Annotated in this window: 12 protein-coding genes; 9 read left to right on the top strand and 3 right to left on the bottom strand. The window is 64.5% G+C overall.

Going from position 1 to position 16995, the window contains the following annotated elements:
- Window positions 1–164: 164 nt before the first annotated feature.
- The 8 genes from ACM42_RS20650 to ACM42_RS20615 all read left to right on the top strand — a co-directional run bounded on the left by ACM42_RS20650 (window position 165) and on the right by ACM42_RS20615 (window position 11229).
- Complete coding sequence (locus ACM42_RS20650; RefSeq protein ID WP_271529655.1) at window positions 165–2495, top strand: putative bifunctional diguanylate cyclase/phosphodiesterase; 2331 nt, start codon at window positions 165–167, stop codon at window positions 2493–2495.
- Between the two features lie 161 nt (window positions 2496–2656).
- A complete protein-coding gene (locus ACM42_RS20645; protein ID WP_271529654.1) occupies window positions 2657–3418 on the top strand; it encodes an N-acyl amino acid synthase FeeM domain-containing protein in 762 nt (253 codons plus the stop codon).
- A gap of 344 nt (window positions 3419–3762) precedes the next feature.
- Window positions 3763–4251, top strand: coding sequence for a peptidoglycan-associated lipoprotein Pal (gene pal / locus ACM42_RS20640; RefSeq protein ID WP_018641585.1), 489 nt, complete (start codon window positions 3763–3765; stop codon window positions 4249–4251).
- Window positions 4252–4439: 188 nt separating this feature from the next.
- Entirely contained in the window at window positions 4440–5498 is a 1059-nt protein-coding gene (ybgF, locus tag ACM42_RS20635; RefSeq protein WP_271529653.1) for a tol-pal system protein YbgF, read from the top strand.
- Window positions 5499–5579: 81 nt separating this feature from the next.
- Entirely contained in the window at window positions 5580–6635 is a 1056-nt protein-coding gene (gene tilS, locus ACM42_RS20630; protein ID WP_271529652.1) for a tRNA lysidine(34) synthetase TilS, read from the top strand.
- 281 nt (window positions 6636–6916) lie between these two features.
- Window positions 6917–8839 carry an ATP-dependent zinc metalloprotease FtsH gene (gene ftsH / locus ACM42_RS20625; RefSeq protein WP_028180163.1) on the top strand — a complete coding sequence of 641 codons (1923 nt, stop codon included), beginning with the start codon at window positions 6917–6919 and terminating at the stop codon, window positions 8837–8839.
- A 269-nt stretch (window positions 8840–9108) separates the two neighbouring features.
- On the top strand, window positions 9109–9948 hold the full coding sequence (locus ACM42_RS20620; protein ID WP_271529651.1) for a universal stress protein: 840 nt from the start codon (window positions 9109–9111) through the stop codon (window positions 9946–9948).
- A 9-nt stretch (window positions 9949–9957) separates the two neighbouring features.
- On the top strand, window positions 9958–11229 hold the full coding sequence (locus ACM42_RS20615; protein WP_271529650.1) for an APC family permease: 1272 nt from the start codon (window positions 9958–9960) through the stop codon (window positions 11227–11229).
- A gap of 44 nt (window positions 11230–11273) precedes the next feature.
- On the opposite strand, the gene ACM42_RS20610 is transcribed toward ACM42_RS20615, so the two are convergent.
- Together ACM42_RS20610 and ACM42_RS20605 are read right to left on the bottom strand one after the other, a co-directional pair.
- Window positions 11274–13079: a hypothetical protein gene (locus ACM42_RS20610; protein WP_271529649.1), complete on the bottom strand. Its 1806-nt coding sequence runs from the start codon at window positions 13077–13079 to the stop codon at window positions 11274–11276.
- Window positions 13080–13090: 11 nt separating this feature from the next.
- Entirely contained in the window at window positions 13091–14584 is a 1494-nt protein-coding gene (locus ACM42_RS20605; RefSeq protein ID WP_271529648.1) for a hypothetical protein, read from the bottom strand.
- Between the two features lie 395 nt (window positions 14585–14979).
- Here ACM42_RS20605 and ACM42_RS20600 point away from each other — a divergent pair, with 395 nt between their 5' ends.
- Window positions 14980–15144, top strand: coding sequence for a Flp family type IVb pilin (locus ACM42_RS20600; RefSeq protein ID WP_271529647.1), 165 nt, complete (start codon window positions 14980–14982; stop codon window positions 15142–15144).
- A 336-nt stretch (window positions 15145–15480) separates the two neighbouring features.
- Here the strand turns inward: ACM42_RS20600 and ACM42_RS20595 are convergent, their stop codons facing one another.
- Entirely contained in the window at window positions 15481–16968 is a 1488-nt protein-coding gene (locus tag ACM42_RS20595; RefSeq protein ID WP_271529646.1) for a hypothetical protein, read from the bottom strand.
- Window positions 16969–16995 lie beyond the last annotated feature (27 nt).

Here is a 16995-nt window from a genome sequence, read left to right as displayed (position 1 = left end):
TTCACCTTGTGGGCGGCAGGACTTGCCTAGTTGCTTGATATTTAAGCGAAAATCGGTCCGCTATTGCGGAAAAACAACTCGACTTTAACGATGTTCCCTCAGAAAGGCTTCATCTCAGCTGGGGTAGAACTACGCGCTTAAACAGGACGCGCGTACAAACCAACATGCAGTTCGCTAGCCAGAGCGGAGAGCAGGACGAACAGGCCTCGCCGACGATTTCGGCGGCGCTGACCGATTCGCTGTTCGAGGCTCCCGGCACGGTGCTTACCGGCATAGTCTTCTCGGCGTTCTCCGCCTCCTTGACCGCGCTCAAGACGGGACAGACGCTGCTTTGGGGATTTGTCCCGCTGCTCATTCTTGCGGGAGCCATACGTGCCTTCGATTTGAGCCGGTACCAGGCCAGAAAATCGGTTCTGAACGCGGAGCAAGCGGCGCGTTGGCAGCAGCGCTACCAAATCGGAGCACTCATCCAGGCCGCCGTGATCGGTCTATGGTGTTCCACGACCCTGTTGAGCAATGACGACGCCATCGCTCACATGATCGCCCTCTCGGTCACCACCGGAATCGTGGCGGGAGGAGCGGGGAGAGCTTACGGACGGCAGTGGATATTTCGTCTGCAAGCCACCTTGATATTCGGCCCGGCCGTGATCGCGCTGGCGCTGCACGCTACACCCTATTACGTGGCGATGTCGGTCGTGTGCGCCGCGTTCCTCTTCTCGGTCATGCGGCTCTCCGGCAACCTGCACAGGATATTCTTGCGCGCCGTTGTCGCACGCGAGCGCGAGGCCGCACTCGCCGGCCAGTTCGACACGGCCCTCAACAACATGCCGCACGGGCTCTGCATGTTTCGCATCGACGGCCAGCTCGCGGTGATGAATCACCGCTTTGGCGCGATGATGAATCTGCCCGACAATCTCACCCAGAGCAGCACGACTGCGCGCGACATCATCGCCGCATGCGTCGAAGCGGGATCGATTTCGGCGGCCAGCGGCGAGGCGATCATCTCCGACATCGAAACCGCGCAGGCGAACGAAATCGTCACCGCCGACCCCGATCCGCACAGGAATCGTTCGCTGTCCTGGACCGTCCAACCGATGGCTGATGGCGGTGCGGTTTTGCTGCTCGAGGACATCACGGAGCGCCGCAACGCTGAGGCCAGGATCAGCCATCTGGCCCGCTATGACGATCTCACGGCGCTGCCGAACCGTGTCAATTTTCGGGACGAGATCGAGCGTTTGCTCGCAGTCGCGCGCCATTCGGAGCGTCTGTCGGCTCTGCTCTTCGTCGATCTTGACCAGTTCAAGCAAGTCAACGATACGCTGGGTCATCCCTGTGGCGATCAGCTTCTGTGTGCGGTCGCCAACCGCCTGCGCGAGATGCTGCGCCCCGAGGATTTCGTCGCCCGCTTCGGCGGCGACGAGTTCGTCGTCTTCCAGCAGAACATCTCTTCACCGGAGGACGCCGCGGCGCTTGCCCGCCGTATCGTCGAGCGGCTGAGCGAGCGCTATCGTATCGAAAATCATCTGGTCGAGATCGGCGCCAGCGTCGGCATCGCGCTGACCTTCCCGGGCGAGATTAGCGCCGATACACTGCTCAAGAATGCAGACATGGCATTGTACCGAGCTAAGGCCGACGGCCGCGGCACCTTCTGCTTCTTCCGCGACGAGATGGCGGCGACCGTCGAGGCCCGCCGCATCCTCGAGCTCGACTTGCGCAAGGCGCTCGCCAACGAGGAATTCGAGCTGTTCTACCAACCATTGGTCAATCTGAAGTCCGGCAAGATCACCACCTGCGAGGCGCTGCTGCGCTGGAATCATCCGGTGCGCGGCACGGTCTCGCCGGTCGACATCATCCCGGTCGCCGAGGACATGGGCCTGATCGTCGATCTCGGGCGCTGGATCCTGCGCCGCGCCTGCATGGAATGCATGAAGTGGCCGGACGGCGTCAGCGTTGCCGTCAATTTCTCGCCGCAGCAATTCCATCAGCGCGACGTCCTGAGCGAAATCCGCTACGCGCTCGAAGTGTCGGGCCTGCCGGCACATCGACTGGAGATCGAGATCACCGAGTCATCGCTGCTGCGCAACACCCAGCTCACTCACGACATCCTGTCGCAGCTGCGCGCGCTCGGCGTGCGCATCTCGCTCGATGATTTCGGCACCGGCTATTCCAGCCTCAGCTACCTGCACAATTTCCCGATGCAGAAAGTGAAGATCGACCGCTCCTTCCTCGAAGGCATCGATACCGACCGGCCGCTGACGCTGCTGCGCGGCGTCGCGCGGCTGTCCGCCGACCTCGGCATGGCCGTCGTGGTCGAAGGTATCGAGACCAACGAACAGCTCGAGCTGATCAGCGCCGACGGCACCGTGACCGAAGGGCAGGGTTACCTGTTCAGCCGGCCCGTTCCGGCGGTGCGCGTCCGCCAATTGCTCAATGCCTCGCATGGCCGTCGTATGCCTGACGACCAGCTCGCCATCGCGTCGTCGCGATCGGCCTGATCCTTCCTGGCAGCTCCTCCATTGCAATCGGCTCCCGCCAGCACCGTAATATTGCGGACCCCAAAAGGTTAACCCTAACAGTTCTAATGCTTTGCAATTTCGTTAAGGAACCATTAATCTGCTACTACTCGCGGAAGTTGCTTGGAGTTTAGAGGTAGCAGATGAAGTCCGGAGCCGAACCGAGCGCGGCGCTCCTTCCACGCGGCGCCGCGTTGTTTGACCGTATCGATTACCGACTCATCGAAACTCCCGAGGACAAGGACAACCTGTACTTGATGCGCTACCGCGCCTATCTGCAGGCCGGACTGATCCCGCCGTCAGAGTCGCAGCGGGTGACGGACCGTTTCGACGACGCGCCCAACGTCTGGAATTTCGGCGTCTACGTCGACGACGAACTCTGCAGTTCCGTTCGCATCCACGTTCTGACGGCCGAATGCCGGATGTCCTACACCACGGAGGTGTTCGGCGACGTCCTGCATCCTCGGCTGGACCGCGGCGAGGTCTTTGTCGATCCGTGTCGATTCGTTGCCGATCCCGAAATGCAACAGCGGTTCCCCGAACTGCCTTATCTGACTGTCCGGCTTCCCTTCGTTGCCTGCGAGCATTTCAATGCCGATGTCGGACTCTCGATGGTGCGGACCGATCATCAGGCGTTCTACCGCCGCGTGTTCCTCTCCGAGACTCTCACCGAGCCGCGTTCATTTCCGGGCTGGCCGACGAAGAAGGCCGTGCTGATGGCCTCGGATTATCCCAAGGTCCGGGAAAAGATCCTGACGCGTTTCCCGATCATGCGCTCCAGCGCGTTTGAGCGGCGCATGCTGTTTGCGCGCAGCACGCCGCGCCAGGCTGCCACGCGGCCGGCGCTGGTGACCACGCCACGGAACCGGGATGTGGCGGCTCCGGCAGTCGGTTCGGCCTACTAAAGCGCGATGCGATTAGGATCAATCGTCATCGCGCTTTAGGTTGTTGTTTAAGCATGATCTTTTCGGAAAACCGCTGCGCACTTTTCCGGATCATGCTTTAGGGCGGTCCCTCTTCTCGATTCGGCCCAAAATTCCAGCAGAAGCCGGCGTTTTTGCCGGCCGACGCGGCTTGCCTTCACCCTCGCGCCACATTTACAACTCATTAACCATCACGGTTGCTTTTCGCTGATTGGGGGCATTTGAGCGGCTGAGGCAAGGTTCCGTCAAGGTTGACGGAACGTTCGCTTAACCAACCCCCTGTAGACCGGACAGCAGTGGACTAACGTGAGCGTGGAGGCTCCGGAATGAAACATCCTATGCGTATCCTCCAGGGATTGAAGCTGGCCGCGGTGCTCGCCGTCGCGCTGTCGATGGGCGCCTGCGCCAACAAGAATGCCGCGACGGATGCGATGGCCAATGCGGCGACGCCCGGCAGCCAGCAGGATTTCGTCGTCAACGTGGGTGACCGCGTGTTCTTCGAAAGCGACCAGACCGATCTGACCCCGCAGGCGATCGTGACCCTGGAGAAGCAGGCGCAGTGGCTCCAGACCTATCCGCGCTACAGCTTCACCATCGAAGGTCATGCCGACGAGCGCGGTACCCGCGAATACAACATCGCGCTCGGCGCCCGCCGCGCCCAGTCGGTGCGCTCGTTCCTCGCCTCGCGCGGCATCGATCCGAACCGCATGCGCACGATCTCCTACGGCAAGGAACGGCCGGTCGCCGTCTGTAACGACATCTCCTGCTGGTCGCAGAACCGCCGCGCCGTCACCGTCTTGAACGCGAGCTCCTGACGCTTCAGTCAGCCGCCGTTCAGCTTCGGAAATGGACTATGCCGGCGCCCTCTCGGGCGCCGGTTTCATTTCAGCATTCTGTGACAGAAACCGCTTTGTAGCAGTCACATTTTTGGCGTACTCCACTTCAATGTGGGGCGCGCCGAATGTTCCGTCGCAGGCCATTTCGCTTTTGTCGTCAGGGCAAGATGTCATCCAGAATTAAGGTCTTTACCGGCACCGTGGCGACCGCCGCGCTGCTCTCTTTGTGCTCGCCCGCACTGGCGCAACCGGTCTTTGCGCAGTCGGATGATGCCGACCCCGAGATGCGGATCGAGCGGCTGGAGAACCAGCTGCGCCAGCTCACCGGCCAGAACGAAGAGCTGCAATATCGCAATCGCCAGCTCGAGGAGCGGCTGCGGGCGCTCGAAGGCGGTGCGCAAGCCGCGCCCGCGCAGGCGCCGAACGTTGCGGCGATGCCGCCCGCCCAAATCGCACCAACCCAGGCCACGCCGGGCTATCGCCAGCAGCAGCCGGCCGCGCAGCCGAATTACGAGCAGCCGCAGATCGCCGCCCCTGCGCCGATCGTTCAGGAGCAGCCGGCACCCGGCGCACCCGGCGCGCGCCGCCGCGGCGATGCGTTCGATCCGAACCAGAACCCGAACGCGCCGGGCGCGCCGCGCGCGCTCGGCGGCGGGCCGCAGCCGTTGCCGGCGGGAGCCGGCACCGGCGGCCGCAACCCGGGCGAGCCGCTCGACCTCGCCAACACCAGCCCCCGCTACCAGCAAGGTGTGCCGCCAGCCGCACAGCCCGGCTATCCGCCGGCCCAATCCGGCTATCCCGCGCCGGCCGGCGGCGCTGGCCTGACCACCCTGCCGCCCTCGGCGACGCCGCGCGACGAGTTCGACCTCGGCATCGGCTACATGCAGCGCAAGGACTATGCGCTTGCCGAGCAGACCATGAAGAATTTTGCGCAGAAATTTCCGAGCGACCCGCTCGTCGGGGACGCGCAATACTGGCTCGGCGAGAGCTACTTCCAGCGCCAGCAATATCGCGACTCCGCGGAAGCCTTCCTCGCCGTCACCACCAAATACGAGAAATCGGCCAAGGCGCCGGATGCGCTGCTGCGGCTCGGCCAGTCGCTCGCCGCGCTGAAGGAGAAGGAGGCCGCCTGCGCCGCCTTCGGCGAGATCGGCCGCAAATATCCGCGCGCCTCCGCCGGCGTCAAAGCGGCGGTCGATCGCGAGCAGAAGCGGGTGAAGTGCTGACGCCCGGCGTTTATGTCCTGACAACGCGGATGGTGCTGCGCTAAACATTGCGATCATCCGCTGATGATGCTGGGCCGGGCCATGTCAGACGACGATTCTCCGATCTCGGCGCGCGAGGCGAAGCGACTCTTCGCCGACCTGAGAGCTGCGCCGGCGCTGGTGCTCGCGGTCTCGGGCGGGCCCGACTCGGTCGCGCTGATGTGGCTCGCGGCGCGCTGGCGGCGCAGCCTCGCGCGCGGTCCGCTTCTCACCGTCGTCACCATTGATCACGGCCTGCGGCGAGAGGCGCCGCGCGAGGCGCGCGAGGTCAAGCGGCTCGCCGCCGGGCTCGGGCTGCCGCACCGGACCCTGCGCTGGCGCGGCACAAAGCCGAAGGCGGGGCTGCCTGCGGCAGCGCGCGAGGCCCGTTACCGCCTGCTCGCCGACGCCGCGCGTGCCGCCGGCGCGAGCCATGTGCTGACGGCCCACACCCGCGACGACCAGGCCGAGACGCTGTTGATGCGCCTCTTCCGCGGCAGCGGACTTGCCGGGCTGTCGGCCATGGCACCCCTCAGCGAGCGCGACGGAATCGTGCTGGCGCGTCCGCTGCTCGATGTTCCGAAGTCGCAGCTGATCGCGACCTTGAGGCGGGCGAAGGTCGGCTTTGCCGAAGACCCCACCAACCGGGACACCGCCTTCACCCGGCCGCGGCTGCGCGCGCTGCTGCCGCTTCTCGCGGCCGAGGGCGGCGATGCCCGCAACCTGGCGCGGCTCGCGGCAAGGCTGGCGCGGGCCAATGCGGCGGTCGAGGTGCTGGCCGACGGCGCCGAGCGCTTCCTCCGTTTGCGGGATCGCGGCGTTGCGCCGCAGGCGGGGGTCCGAAGCTTCGAGGCCTCGGCCTTTGCCGCCCTGCCGGAGGAGGTCCGGCTGCGACTTCTGCTGCGGGCCATCAACGCGCTCGGACATGAAGGGCCGGCGGAACTCGGCAAGGTCGAAACCCTGATGTCCGCATTGGACCAGGCCGTGGCCGCGAGTCTCCGCGCCCGCGCGACCGGCCGGCCGGTCCTGAAGCAGACCCTCGCGGGAGCCTTGATCAGCCTTGCCGGCGGGCGTATCCACATTGCGCCGGCACCGGCCCGGCGGCGCACCGGGAGATGAGCACGAACGAATACGGGCGGATCATGGCACCGGCCATTTCGCATCCGCGCCGTCAGGCCACCTTAACCAGGCCGGAAAAACCGGCGATCGGACGCCATTATTTCCGCGGGAATCGCCCTAAGATGGGATAAATAGTCCCATCTCGTTCCCTTGGCAGCGACCGGGGCGGCACCTAAATTGTATCCGTCTAACGATGAGGATTCCTTGGGGTTTCCTCGCATTGACCAAAGCCACTGCCCAAGGATCAGGGTCGCGATCCGCGCGACCACGAAGGAAGATCGATGAACGCCAATCTGCGCAATTTCGCCCTCTGGGTCATCATTGTTTTGCTGCTGTTGGCGTTGTTCACGCTCTTCCAGAATCCGGGTCAGCGGGCCTCATCGCAGGACATCGCCTTCTCCCAGCTCCTGAGCGAAGTTGACCGCGGCAATGTGCGCGACGTCGTGATCCAGGGGCCTGATATCCATGGCACCTTCACCAACGGCTCGAGCTTCCAGACCTACGCGCCGAACGATCCGACGCTGGTGAAGCGCCTCTACGACAGCAAGGTGCAGATCACCGCGAAGCCGCCGGGCGACAACGTGCCCTGGTTCGTCTCGCTGCTGGTCTCCTGGCTGCCCTTCATCGCGCTGATCGGTGTGTGGATCTTCCTGTCGCGGCAGATGCAGGGCGGCGCCGGCAAGGCGATGGGTTTCGGCAAGTCGCGCGCCAAGATGCTCACCGAAGCGCACGGCCGCGTCACCTTCGAGGACGTCGCCGGCGTCGACGAAGCCAAGCAGGACCTGCAGGAGATCGTCGAGTTCCTGCGCGACCCCGGCAAGTTCCAGCGCCTCGGCGGCCGCATTCCGCGCGGCGTGCTGCTGGTCGGCCCTCCCGGCACCGGCAAAACCCTGATCGCGCGTGCGGTGGCGGGCGAAGCCAACGTGCCGTTCTTCACCATTTCCGGTTCGGACTTCGTCGAAATGTTCGTCGGCGTCGGCGCGAGCCGCGTCCGCGACATGTTCGAGCAGGCCAAGAAGAACGCGCCCTGCATCATCTTCATCGACGAAATCGATGCCGTCGGTCGTCACCGTGGCGCCGGCCTCGGCGGCGGCAATGACGAGCGTGAGCAGACGCTGAACCAGCTGCTGGTCGAGATGGACGGCTTCGAGGCCAACGAGGGCGTGATCCTGATCGCAGCGACCAACCGTCCCGACGTGCTCGATCCCGCGCTGCTGCGTCCGGGCCGCTTCGACCGCCAGGTCGTGGTGCCCAATCCGGACGTCGTCGGCCGCGAGCAGATCCTCAAGGTTCACGTTCGCAAGGTGCCGCTGGCGCCGGATATCAACCTCAAGACCATCGCGCGCGGCACCCCGGGCTTCTCCGGCGCCGACCTGATGAACCTCGTCAACGAGGCTGCGCTCACCGCCGCCCGCCGCAACAAGCGGATGGTGACCCAGGCCGAGTTCGAGGAGGCCAAGGACAAGGTGATGATGGGCGCCGAGCGCAAGTCGCTCGTCATGACCGAGGAAGAGAAGCTGCTGACGGCCTATCACGAAGGCGGCCACGCCATCGTCGGCCTCAACGTGCCCGCGACCGATCCGATCCACAAGGCGACCATCATCCCGCGCGGCCGTGCGCTGGGCATGGTCATGCAGCTTCCGGAGCGCGACAAGCTGTCGATGTCCCTGGAGCAGATGACCTCGCGGCTCGCCATCATGATGGGCGGCCGTGTCGCCGAAGAGCTGATCTTCGGTCGCGAGAAGGTCACCTCGGGTGCCGCTTCCGACATCGAGCAGGCCACGCGCCTTGCCCGCATGATGGTGACGCGCTGGGGCCTGTCGGAAGAGCTCGGCACCGTCTCCTATGGCGAGAACCAGGACGAGGTCTTCCTGGGCATGTCGGTGTCGCGCACGCAGAACGCGTCCGAAGCGACCGTCCAGAAGATCGATTCCGAGATCAAGCGCCTGGTCGAGGAGGGCTATCAGGAAGCGACCCGCATCCTCACCGAGAAGCGCGCCGACCTCGAAGCCCTCGCCAAGGGCCTGCTCGAATTCGAGACGCTGACCGGCGACGAGATCGTCGACCTGCTCAAGGGCAAGAAGCCGAACCGCGAATCCGTGCTCGAGCCCACGACGCCACGCGCCTCCGCGGTGCCTCCGGCCGGCAAGTCGCGCCCGCGGCCCGATCCGGATCCCGGCCTGGAGCCGCAGCCGCAGGCCTGATCGCAGGGCCTGATCGCAAGCGGCAGACCGAATTGAAGAACGCGGCGGAAACGCCGCGTTTTTTATTGACCGAACGCGCGTTCGCGAACTGGCATTCCGCTGAATCCCTCCAGCGGAGTGAGCACCGCCGAATCGGTGCATTCCCGCTCCCGCCGGCCCCTCATTCGAGCCTTGGCCGTTTTGCCACAGCCTACGCGGCTGAACCTGTTGCGGTGGGTCAAGAAGGGGGACCTCAACAGCGTTAGGCTCGAATCCTCAAGGAGGGAAACATGGCTTTCAAGGATGTTCTGCTGACCCTGATGAGCTATCCGGAACCGACGCCGGTCTCGGTGATCGATGATGCGGTTTCGCTAGCCGCCGTCCTGGATACGCACCTCGCAGCCATTTCCTGCGAAGTGCATTTGGAAGTGCGCGGGAGCTTGCTTGGGAATGCGATCATCGACATCCCTGCGATGATCGCGCGCGAGGCCGCCAGGAGCCGCCAGAATGCGCAAGCGCTGCTCGCGGCGTTCGAAGCGGCGGCCGAAAGGTCCGGCATTCGGCATGAGACCATCTTCGAGCAATGTGCAACCCAAAGCGAGCCGGGGCTGCTGGTCGACTATGCAAGGCTTCGCGATCTCACGATCATGCCGATGCGGGAATCCCACGAGCGGTGGGATGCCGAGGAAGTGATCTTCGAATCCGGCAGGCCGACGCTGATCCTGCCGACGGCGCCGCGATCGCGTCCATTCCGGCTCGATGCTGCTTGCGTGGCCTGGGACTTCAGCCGCACCGCCGCCCGAGCGGTTGCCGATGCGATCCCTTTGCTTGAAAAGGCGAGAAACGTGCGCGTCGTTACCGTCACGCATGAAAAGGCCCTGGATTCCAAACGTTCCGCCGAAGAGCTGGCAAAGAACCTGGCCCGTCACGGCATCGAGGTCGTGCTGGACAAGGTCGACGCCGAAGGCAAGCCGATCGGCGAGGTCCTCGAAGCGTACGTGCTATCTCACGGCATCGACGTGCTTGTGATGGGCGCGTACGGGACGCCCAGGTGGCGCGAATTCGTGCTTGGCGGTGCGACGAGAAGTCTGCTGTCCAAGCCGCCGATCCCGATTCTGTTTTCGCATTGACGTTGGTCCATGCAAGAGGTGAGAACAGATGCTGCCACTCATCGACCGGGCAGCACGACAACGCCGCACAAGTCTTCAAAGCTGATCAGATCGCTCACGCTGACGCACGCGGTGCTCTACGGGCTCGGCGTCACGATCGGCGCCGGAATCTACGTCCTGGTGGGGGCGGCCGCCGCGCGGAGCGGGATGCACGCGCCTCTGGCGTTCCTCGCTGCTGCCGTCGTGATGGGCATCACAGCCGGGACCTTTGCTGAACTGGGCACGCGGCTGCCGGTTGCGGCGAGCGAGGCGGCCTATGTTGAAGCCGCATTTCACCGCAAATGGCTCGGCGGTGTCGCAGGATTGCTCGTGGTGGCGGCGGCGACGATTTCAGGGGCCACCATCACGGTCGGAAGCGCCGGCTACATCGGCGTATTTCTGCCGCTGCCTGCCGCCTGGATCATCGCCGGCGTCGTGCTTGCGATGGGAGCGATCGCCTGCCTGTCCGCGGTTCAGTCCATCAGCTTCGCTGGACTGATGACAGTGGTGGAAATCGGAGGATTGATCCTCATCATCGGGGCCGGCCTATTCGAGGGTGAATCTCTGGTCTCTCGGCTGCCCGAATTGTGGGCTCCCACGAACGACCTGGCAGCCTGGACCGGGATCGCACAGACCTCGCTGCTCGCCGTGTTTGCGTTTATCGGGTTCGAGCACCTGGTCAACATCTCCGAGGAAATGAAGAATCCTTCGCGGACTCTGCCTTGGGCCCTCTTCATTACCCTCGGCGTGACGGCGCTCCTCTACATGGCGGTTACCTGGATTGCGGTGGTCGCCGTGCCGCCGGCCGAGCTCGGGCATTCATCAGCCCCTCTTGCTCTGGTATTTCAGCGTCTGACCGGGCTTCCCCTTTCGGTTCTGAGCGCGATTGCGGTCGTGGCGACAATCAATGGAATCATCGTTCACATGATCATGATCGGACGTGTGCTGTACGGCCTTGCGGACCGGGGCAGCCTTCCGGCTCTTCTCGCGCGGGTGGATGCCAGAAGCAGGACGCCGGTCGTCGCGACCCTCCTCGGCGTCGGCGCCATCCTGATCCTCGCGCTCGGCGTTCCGCTGACGGGATTGGCGGAATGGACCTCGCGTTTGACGCTTGGGATTTTCGCCTTGGTCAATCTGGCACTGCTTCGAATCAAGGCAAACGAAGCAAAGCCTCCCGCCGGCGTGTTCGTCGTGCCCGTTTGGGTGCCGGTTGCAGGGCTGTTTACTAGCGCCGCATTGCTCCTGGTCGATCTCTTCGGATGACGCCGGCTTCAGGCGCGGTCGCACGCTCTCGCGCTCTCACGCTCTCACTTGCGCACGCGCCAGACCGTCCAGCCGGGTTTCGACATCGCTTCGACCGGCTCCAGATAATCTGGAGCTTCACCGCGGCCGAGCTGCGCGGCGAGGCCCTCCGGCGCGATGCGGACAAGGTCGCCCTGATCGGCAGAGCGGTTGCAGGTCAGGATGTAGTCGACCTGCCGTGCGCGGAGCATTGCGCGCGCGGCTTCCGGTGTTGCCGTCATCGTGTGCACCATGACGAGGTTGCCGTCGTTGTTGCGATGGTAGGGACCGGCGAACACGGAATGGTCCGTCGCAGCCAGGATCGCAGGGCCCGAGTCGATCGGCGCCATCACGCGCCCGGGCGGCAGCGCGGCGAGCGGCACTATGCTGGAGATGGTCTGGCAGGACACGTTGCGATCGGGCATCGCGATCTCGTGGCCGCTCGTTCCCGCGGCAAATGCCGGCCAGATTGCAAAGCCAACGCCGCCAAGGGTGGCGGGCGATACGAGGAGTGCGGCGCGCAGCAGCCCCCAATTGGTCGCGCCACCCGTGCGAAGCGCCGCGATTCCGATGACGCAGAGTGGAGCCGCGACGATGTTGGCGGCGGCGGCGCCGCGCAATTCCCATAGGCTGATGCCGAACAGCGCTGCGAGCGTGACGGTCGAGACGATCCAGCGAAAGCGCGTCTGCGGCGTGTCGCGGATGAGGGCGGCAAGGCAGAGACCGAGCGTCAGTAACGGAAACCCATAACACTCGAGCAGCCTCTGCGGCTGCATCCGCGCCAGATCCGTCACCGACATGGTCTCGCCGACCCGCTCGAGCCAGAAACTGACGAGCAGGGGATCGACTTGCGCATAGGGCGAGGCGACGCAGCTCGGATACGATTTGAAGAAGGCGCCCAGCAGGAGCGCACCGGCAAGCGCAGCCGCCGCGAACCGCATCCAGATGGACCGGCGGAGATGGCTGACGCCGGCCACCACAAGCAGCGCGACGCCGCCGCCCGCAGACAACAGCAGGATGGGGCCGCCGAAGGCATCGCAGACCGGCTTGGCAAGACTGTTCGGCGGGAACAGTAGCAGTGCCAGCAGCAGCGACGACCCGGCGAGGCCTGCACCAAAAGCGCAGGCGGAGCGCAGGACTTCATTGCCCTTCCAGATCAGCAACCCCATCACGGCCGCGCTCGCCACGGCGATCGCGGGCAGCATTTCCAACCCGATCGCCAGCGACAGCGCCGCGAGACATCCGGCCAGAGCCGCCTTGGCCGCAGAGTGTTCGACGTCGGTGATGCAGAGCACGAAGCCGAGCAGCAGCACGATCTGTACGTTGTGATGGTCGATCGCGCCGGCGCGAAAGTGGATCAGGGCAGGGATCGACAGCGCCGTGACCAGAATCGTCGCGAGCCGCATCCGCGGACGGTCAGCCGGGGCGCTGGCCTGACTTGCGATCGTCGCTGCGAGCCAGAGTGCGGCGCCCATCAACAGCGAGGGCCACGCGACCAGCGTGAGCGCTTCGGAGGCGTGCTGGCCGAGCAGGGGGCGAAGCAGGAGGATCAGCAGGGCCAGCGGCGCATCGACGATGCGGGACCAGTGCATCGCGATCCCGGGGGGATCGAGCCGGTATTGGGTCAGGTCGAACCAGCCCTGGCCGGCCAGGAGATCGCGCACCTCGACCAGCCGCATCGCGTCGTCGGTCGACAGTGCGTCGAACACTCCCGTCTTGATCGCGGGAAACCCGAGCGCAACCACGATCGCTGCCCAGGTGATCGCGAGCACGATCGCAGGGTTCGGCGCAGCGGTGGATCCTCGCTCGGTCGGCAGGACGCGGGTCGACATCGTCCTGCGCCTCAATTTGATGCTGCGGGCGTGGCCGCGCTCTGCCCGTCGTCCCGCACATGGATCACCGCAATGTCGTCCGCATAGATCCGCTTCCAGCCCTTGAGCTGGTCGAGGATCTGCGGGCCCGGCGCGTCAGCCACCAACAGCGTCGCGTCGATCTTGTACTCATCCAACAGGCGCGGCAGCAATTCGGGCTTCTTGCCCTCCGTCGCCTTGAAGAAGTCCATGACGAATCTCTCGCCATAGAGCTCGGCGCGGCCGTCGACGAAAACAGGGATATCGCGCGAAATCAGATAGCCGCCGAACTGGTAGGCGTTGAAGATGCGCCGCACCTTGCGTTGCTCGAGCAGGTCGACCGCTGCAACCGGCGTCTGCGTCATCGTGAAGGTGAAGCGGTGGTGCCCCAGATAGAGCGACGTCGAGGTCCAGCTTGCCGCCACGATCATCAGCGCGCCTAGCGCAGTGACATGGCGGGCCGGCCAGCGGTCGGCATCTGCGGCGTCGGGCGCCGGGCGCGGGAACATCTGGCCGAGCGGCTTTGCCAGCACCAGCGGCACCAGGAACGCAAATGCCTCGATGCTTCTGACGTGGGTCAGCGCGCTCCAGGTCAGGAACAGGATCAGGAAGATCCGGGGCGCCGACAGCACGAGGCCCCGATAATAGCCGAACGCGATCAGGCCGAGCAGGGCGCCTTCGAACGAGGTGAACGTGGCGAAGTTCGCCGGCATCCATTCGAAGATCAGCGACAACAGCTCGCCGAGGCTGAGGATGTTGGTCGCGCCTTGCAGCGTCCGCCAGCCGTAGGGTGTGCAGCAGCTCGCGATCAACGCACCGATTCCGAACAGCACCCAGCGCATGAACAGGGCGAGCCGCCGCCCCTTCTCGGCATGCTCGACCGCCTCGAGCGAGATCGGACCGATCAGCGCGAGGCCCAGCACGAAGCCGCCGTGCAGGTTCGCCCAGAGTGCCATCAGCGGCAGCCAGGTCCAGGACGGCGCGCTCTTGCGATCGGCGGCGGCCATCAGCAAGCCGACCCACGCCACCATGACGGGCAGCGCCAGGATATGCGGACGCGCCAACACGTGATGGATCGACAGCAGTAGCGCCAGCATCGCGAACAGCACAGCGCGCGGTGCCTCGATCTGCGCGTCGAGGAAATGGACCAAGATGGCGACGGTGAGCGCGACACCGATCGAGGTGATGATGACGGGGCCCGCCCAGCCCCATTGCGTGTAGGAGAAGGCGAACAAGACCTGCGACAGCCACGATGTCGAGATCCAGGCCTCGCCGGTGCGCGTGAAAGAGTAGAAGTCGGTGTATGGCATGGCGCCGTGATCGAGGATCCATTGCCCGATCTTGATCTGCCAGAACGAGTCCGAATCCTGAAGCAGCGTGTCGCCGAGATAGAGGAAGAACAGGTACGCGCCGGCACCGACGCACAGGGGCACCAGAGCCCGCGCGCGGCTCTGAACCGCGATGCTGTTGGCAAGGGAAAGGGACATGCCGCCTCGTCGTCCTGTTGTTCTCGTCGGGCCGAGCATGATCCGGAAAAGTGTGTAGCGGTATTCCGAGAAGATCACGCTCAAACAATAACCTGAAGCGCGATGAACGATTCACCTCGTCGCGCTTCGGTCCGAGCGGGGGCATTGGACCATGGCGGTCATAACTTCGGGTAAATCCGCCGCGCCGGGCCGGCATCATGTCCCGACAATTTAACAGATTGTTTTGGATTCCGATTTACCATCGGCGAATACTCGCAAACCGCTCGATGTTTACGTAGTCGGATTAACTGCGGCGCAATTCTTTGCCTCTACGTTCGGTTCCATGGTCGGGCGGCGCTGGGAAGCCGAAAAGACCAGATCAGTTGTAAGCCTCGTGTACCCATTTGGAGCACTCTATGAAGAACCTCGTTGCGCGTTTCGTGAAGGATGAATCCGGCGCCACCGCCATTGAATACGGCCTGATCGCTGCCGGCATCGCGCTGGCGATCATCACCGTCGTCAACAATCTCGGTACCACGCTGAACTCCAAGTTCAGCTCGATCTCGACCAGCCTCAAGTAAGGCCGGAACGAGCGACGAATTTTCGAGAGCCCCGTCCCTGGCGGGGCTCTTTTTCGTATGGGGCGCCTGCAGCCGGACGACCGGTCGAGGTGCATACGTTCGCTTTGGCAGGCGCCTCGCGATGAGCCCCGGATATCCCGCTGCAAAAGCGACCTGAGAGCCCGCCGTACCCAGGTGCCGCGAAGGATGGCTCCAGGCGAGCTTTGCCTCGGCGAAGGCCCGCGAGAGCTACAGCATGACGCGCCGGTTTTCCGAAAAGATCATACTCAAACAACGACCTGAAGCGCGATGACGATTCGTTTCAATCGTATCGCGCTTTAACGGCCTTGCTTTGGCTCACCGTGATGCGGAAGGCGTCGGCGCGGCGTCGCGGACGTGAACCACGGCGATATCATCCGCATAGAGCCGCTTCCATCCCGGCAGATGGTCCATGATCCTGGCGGCGGGAACGGTGGTGTTCAGCAGCGTCGCGTCGATCCGGTAGGTCTCGAGCAGGCGCAGCAGGGTGTCCACGTTCTTGCCCTCGATGGCATCGAAATAGTCGAGCACGAACTGCTCGCCATACAGCTCGGCGCGGCCATCGATGAAGCTCTTGATGTTGCGGGAGATCAGATAGCCGCCGATCGGCGCGGTGCTGAAGATCCGCTGCGCATGCCGTTTTTCGAGCAGGTCGACCGCGGCCGCGGGCGATTGATTGCCGATGAACGCATACCGGCTCGGCGTGGCATAGGACCGCGTGATGCTCCAGCCGGCCGCGACGATGGCCAGCGCCGCGATTGCGGTCAGGGCAAAGGAGGGGCGCGCCTCGCTTCCCTTCAGCGCGGGCGCTCTCGTCACTCCGAAATGTTCGGCGAACGGTTTGGCCAGCACGAGGGGCGTCAACAGCGCGAAGGCCTCGATGTTTCTGACGTGGTTGAGTGCCGCCCAGATCAGCCCGAGCAGCAGGAAAATGCGGGTCCATGACAGCACCACCCCGCTGCAATAGCCGATGGCGATCAAACCGAGCAGACTGGCGCCAAACAGATCGAGCGAGCTGAAGTCGGCCGGCATCCACTCCCAGATCAGCGAGAGCAGCTTGCCGAGGCTGAGGATCTTGGTCGACGCCAGGAGCGTGTTCCAGCCATAGGGCGTGCAGCAGCTTGCGGCGAGCGCGGCAAGGCCGAACACGGTCCAGCGCGCCGCCAGTGCAAACCGGTCCTTGCGATCGCAGGACGCGATCGCATCGAGGCCGATGGCTCCGATCAGGGCGAGGCCCATGACGAAGCCGCCGTGAAGATTGGCCCACAGCGCCATCAGGGGCAGCAACAGCCAGGACGGCGCGCTACGCCGGTCGGCGGCCGCCAGCAGCCCGCCGACGAAGGCCACCATGACGGGCAGCGCCAGCATGTGCGGGCGCGCGAGAAAATGACCCATCGACATGAAGAGGAGCGGGGTGACGAGCACGAAAGCGCGTGCCGGCTCCAGATAGGGCTCGAGCAGGTAAACGAAGATCGCCGCCGTCGCGCCGATCGCGAGCGACGTCAGGATGACCACGCCCGACCAGTTCGATGGCTCGTAGACCAGCGCGAACAGGACTTGCGACAGCCAGGAGCTCGAGATCCACGCCTCGCCGGCGCGCGTGAACGAATAGATGTCGGTGTAGGGCATCTCGCGGTGTTCGAGGATCCACTGCCCGATCTTGATCTGCCACAGCGTGTCCGAATCCCGCAGCATGATGTCGCCGACGCCCAGAAAGAACAGGTAGACGCCGACGCCGATGCAGACCGGCAAAAGCCAGCGCGCAACGCCGCGGACGGGAACGCTGCTGATGACGGAAATCGACATTGGAGTCTCGGGGTTGGGCGACCGCGC

Source organism: Bradyrhizobium sp. CCBAU 25338 (assembly GCF_028128965.1).
GTDB classification, from domain to species: domain Bacteria; phylum Pseudomonadota; class Alphaproteobacteria; order Rhizobiales; family Xanthobacteraceae; genus Bradyrhizobium; species Bradyrhizobium liaoningense.
This window is presented reverse-complemented; position numbering and strand designations above follow the sequence as displayed.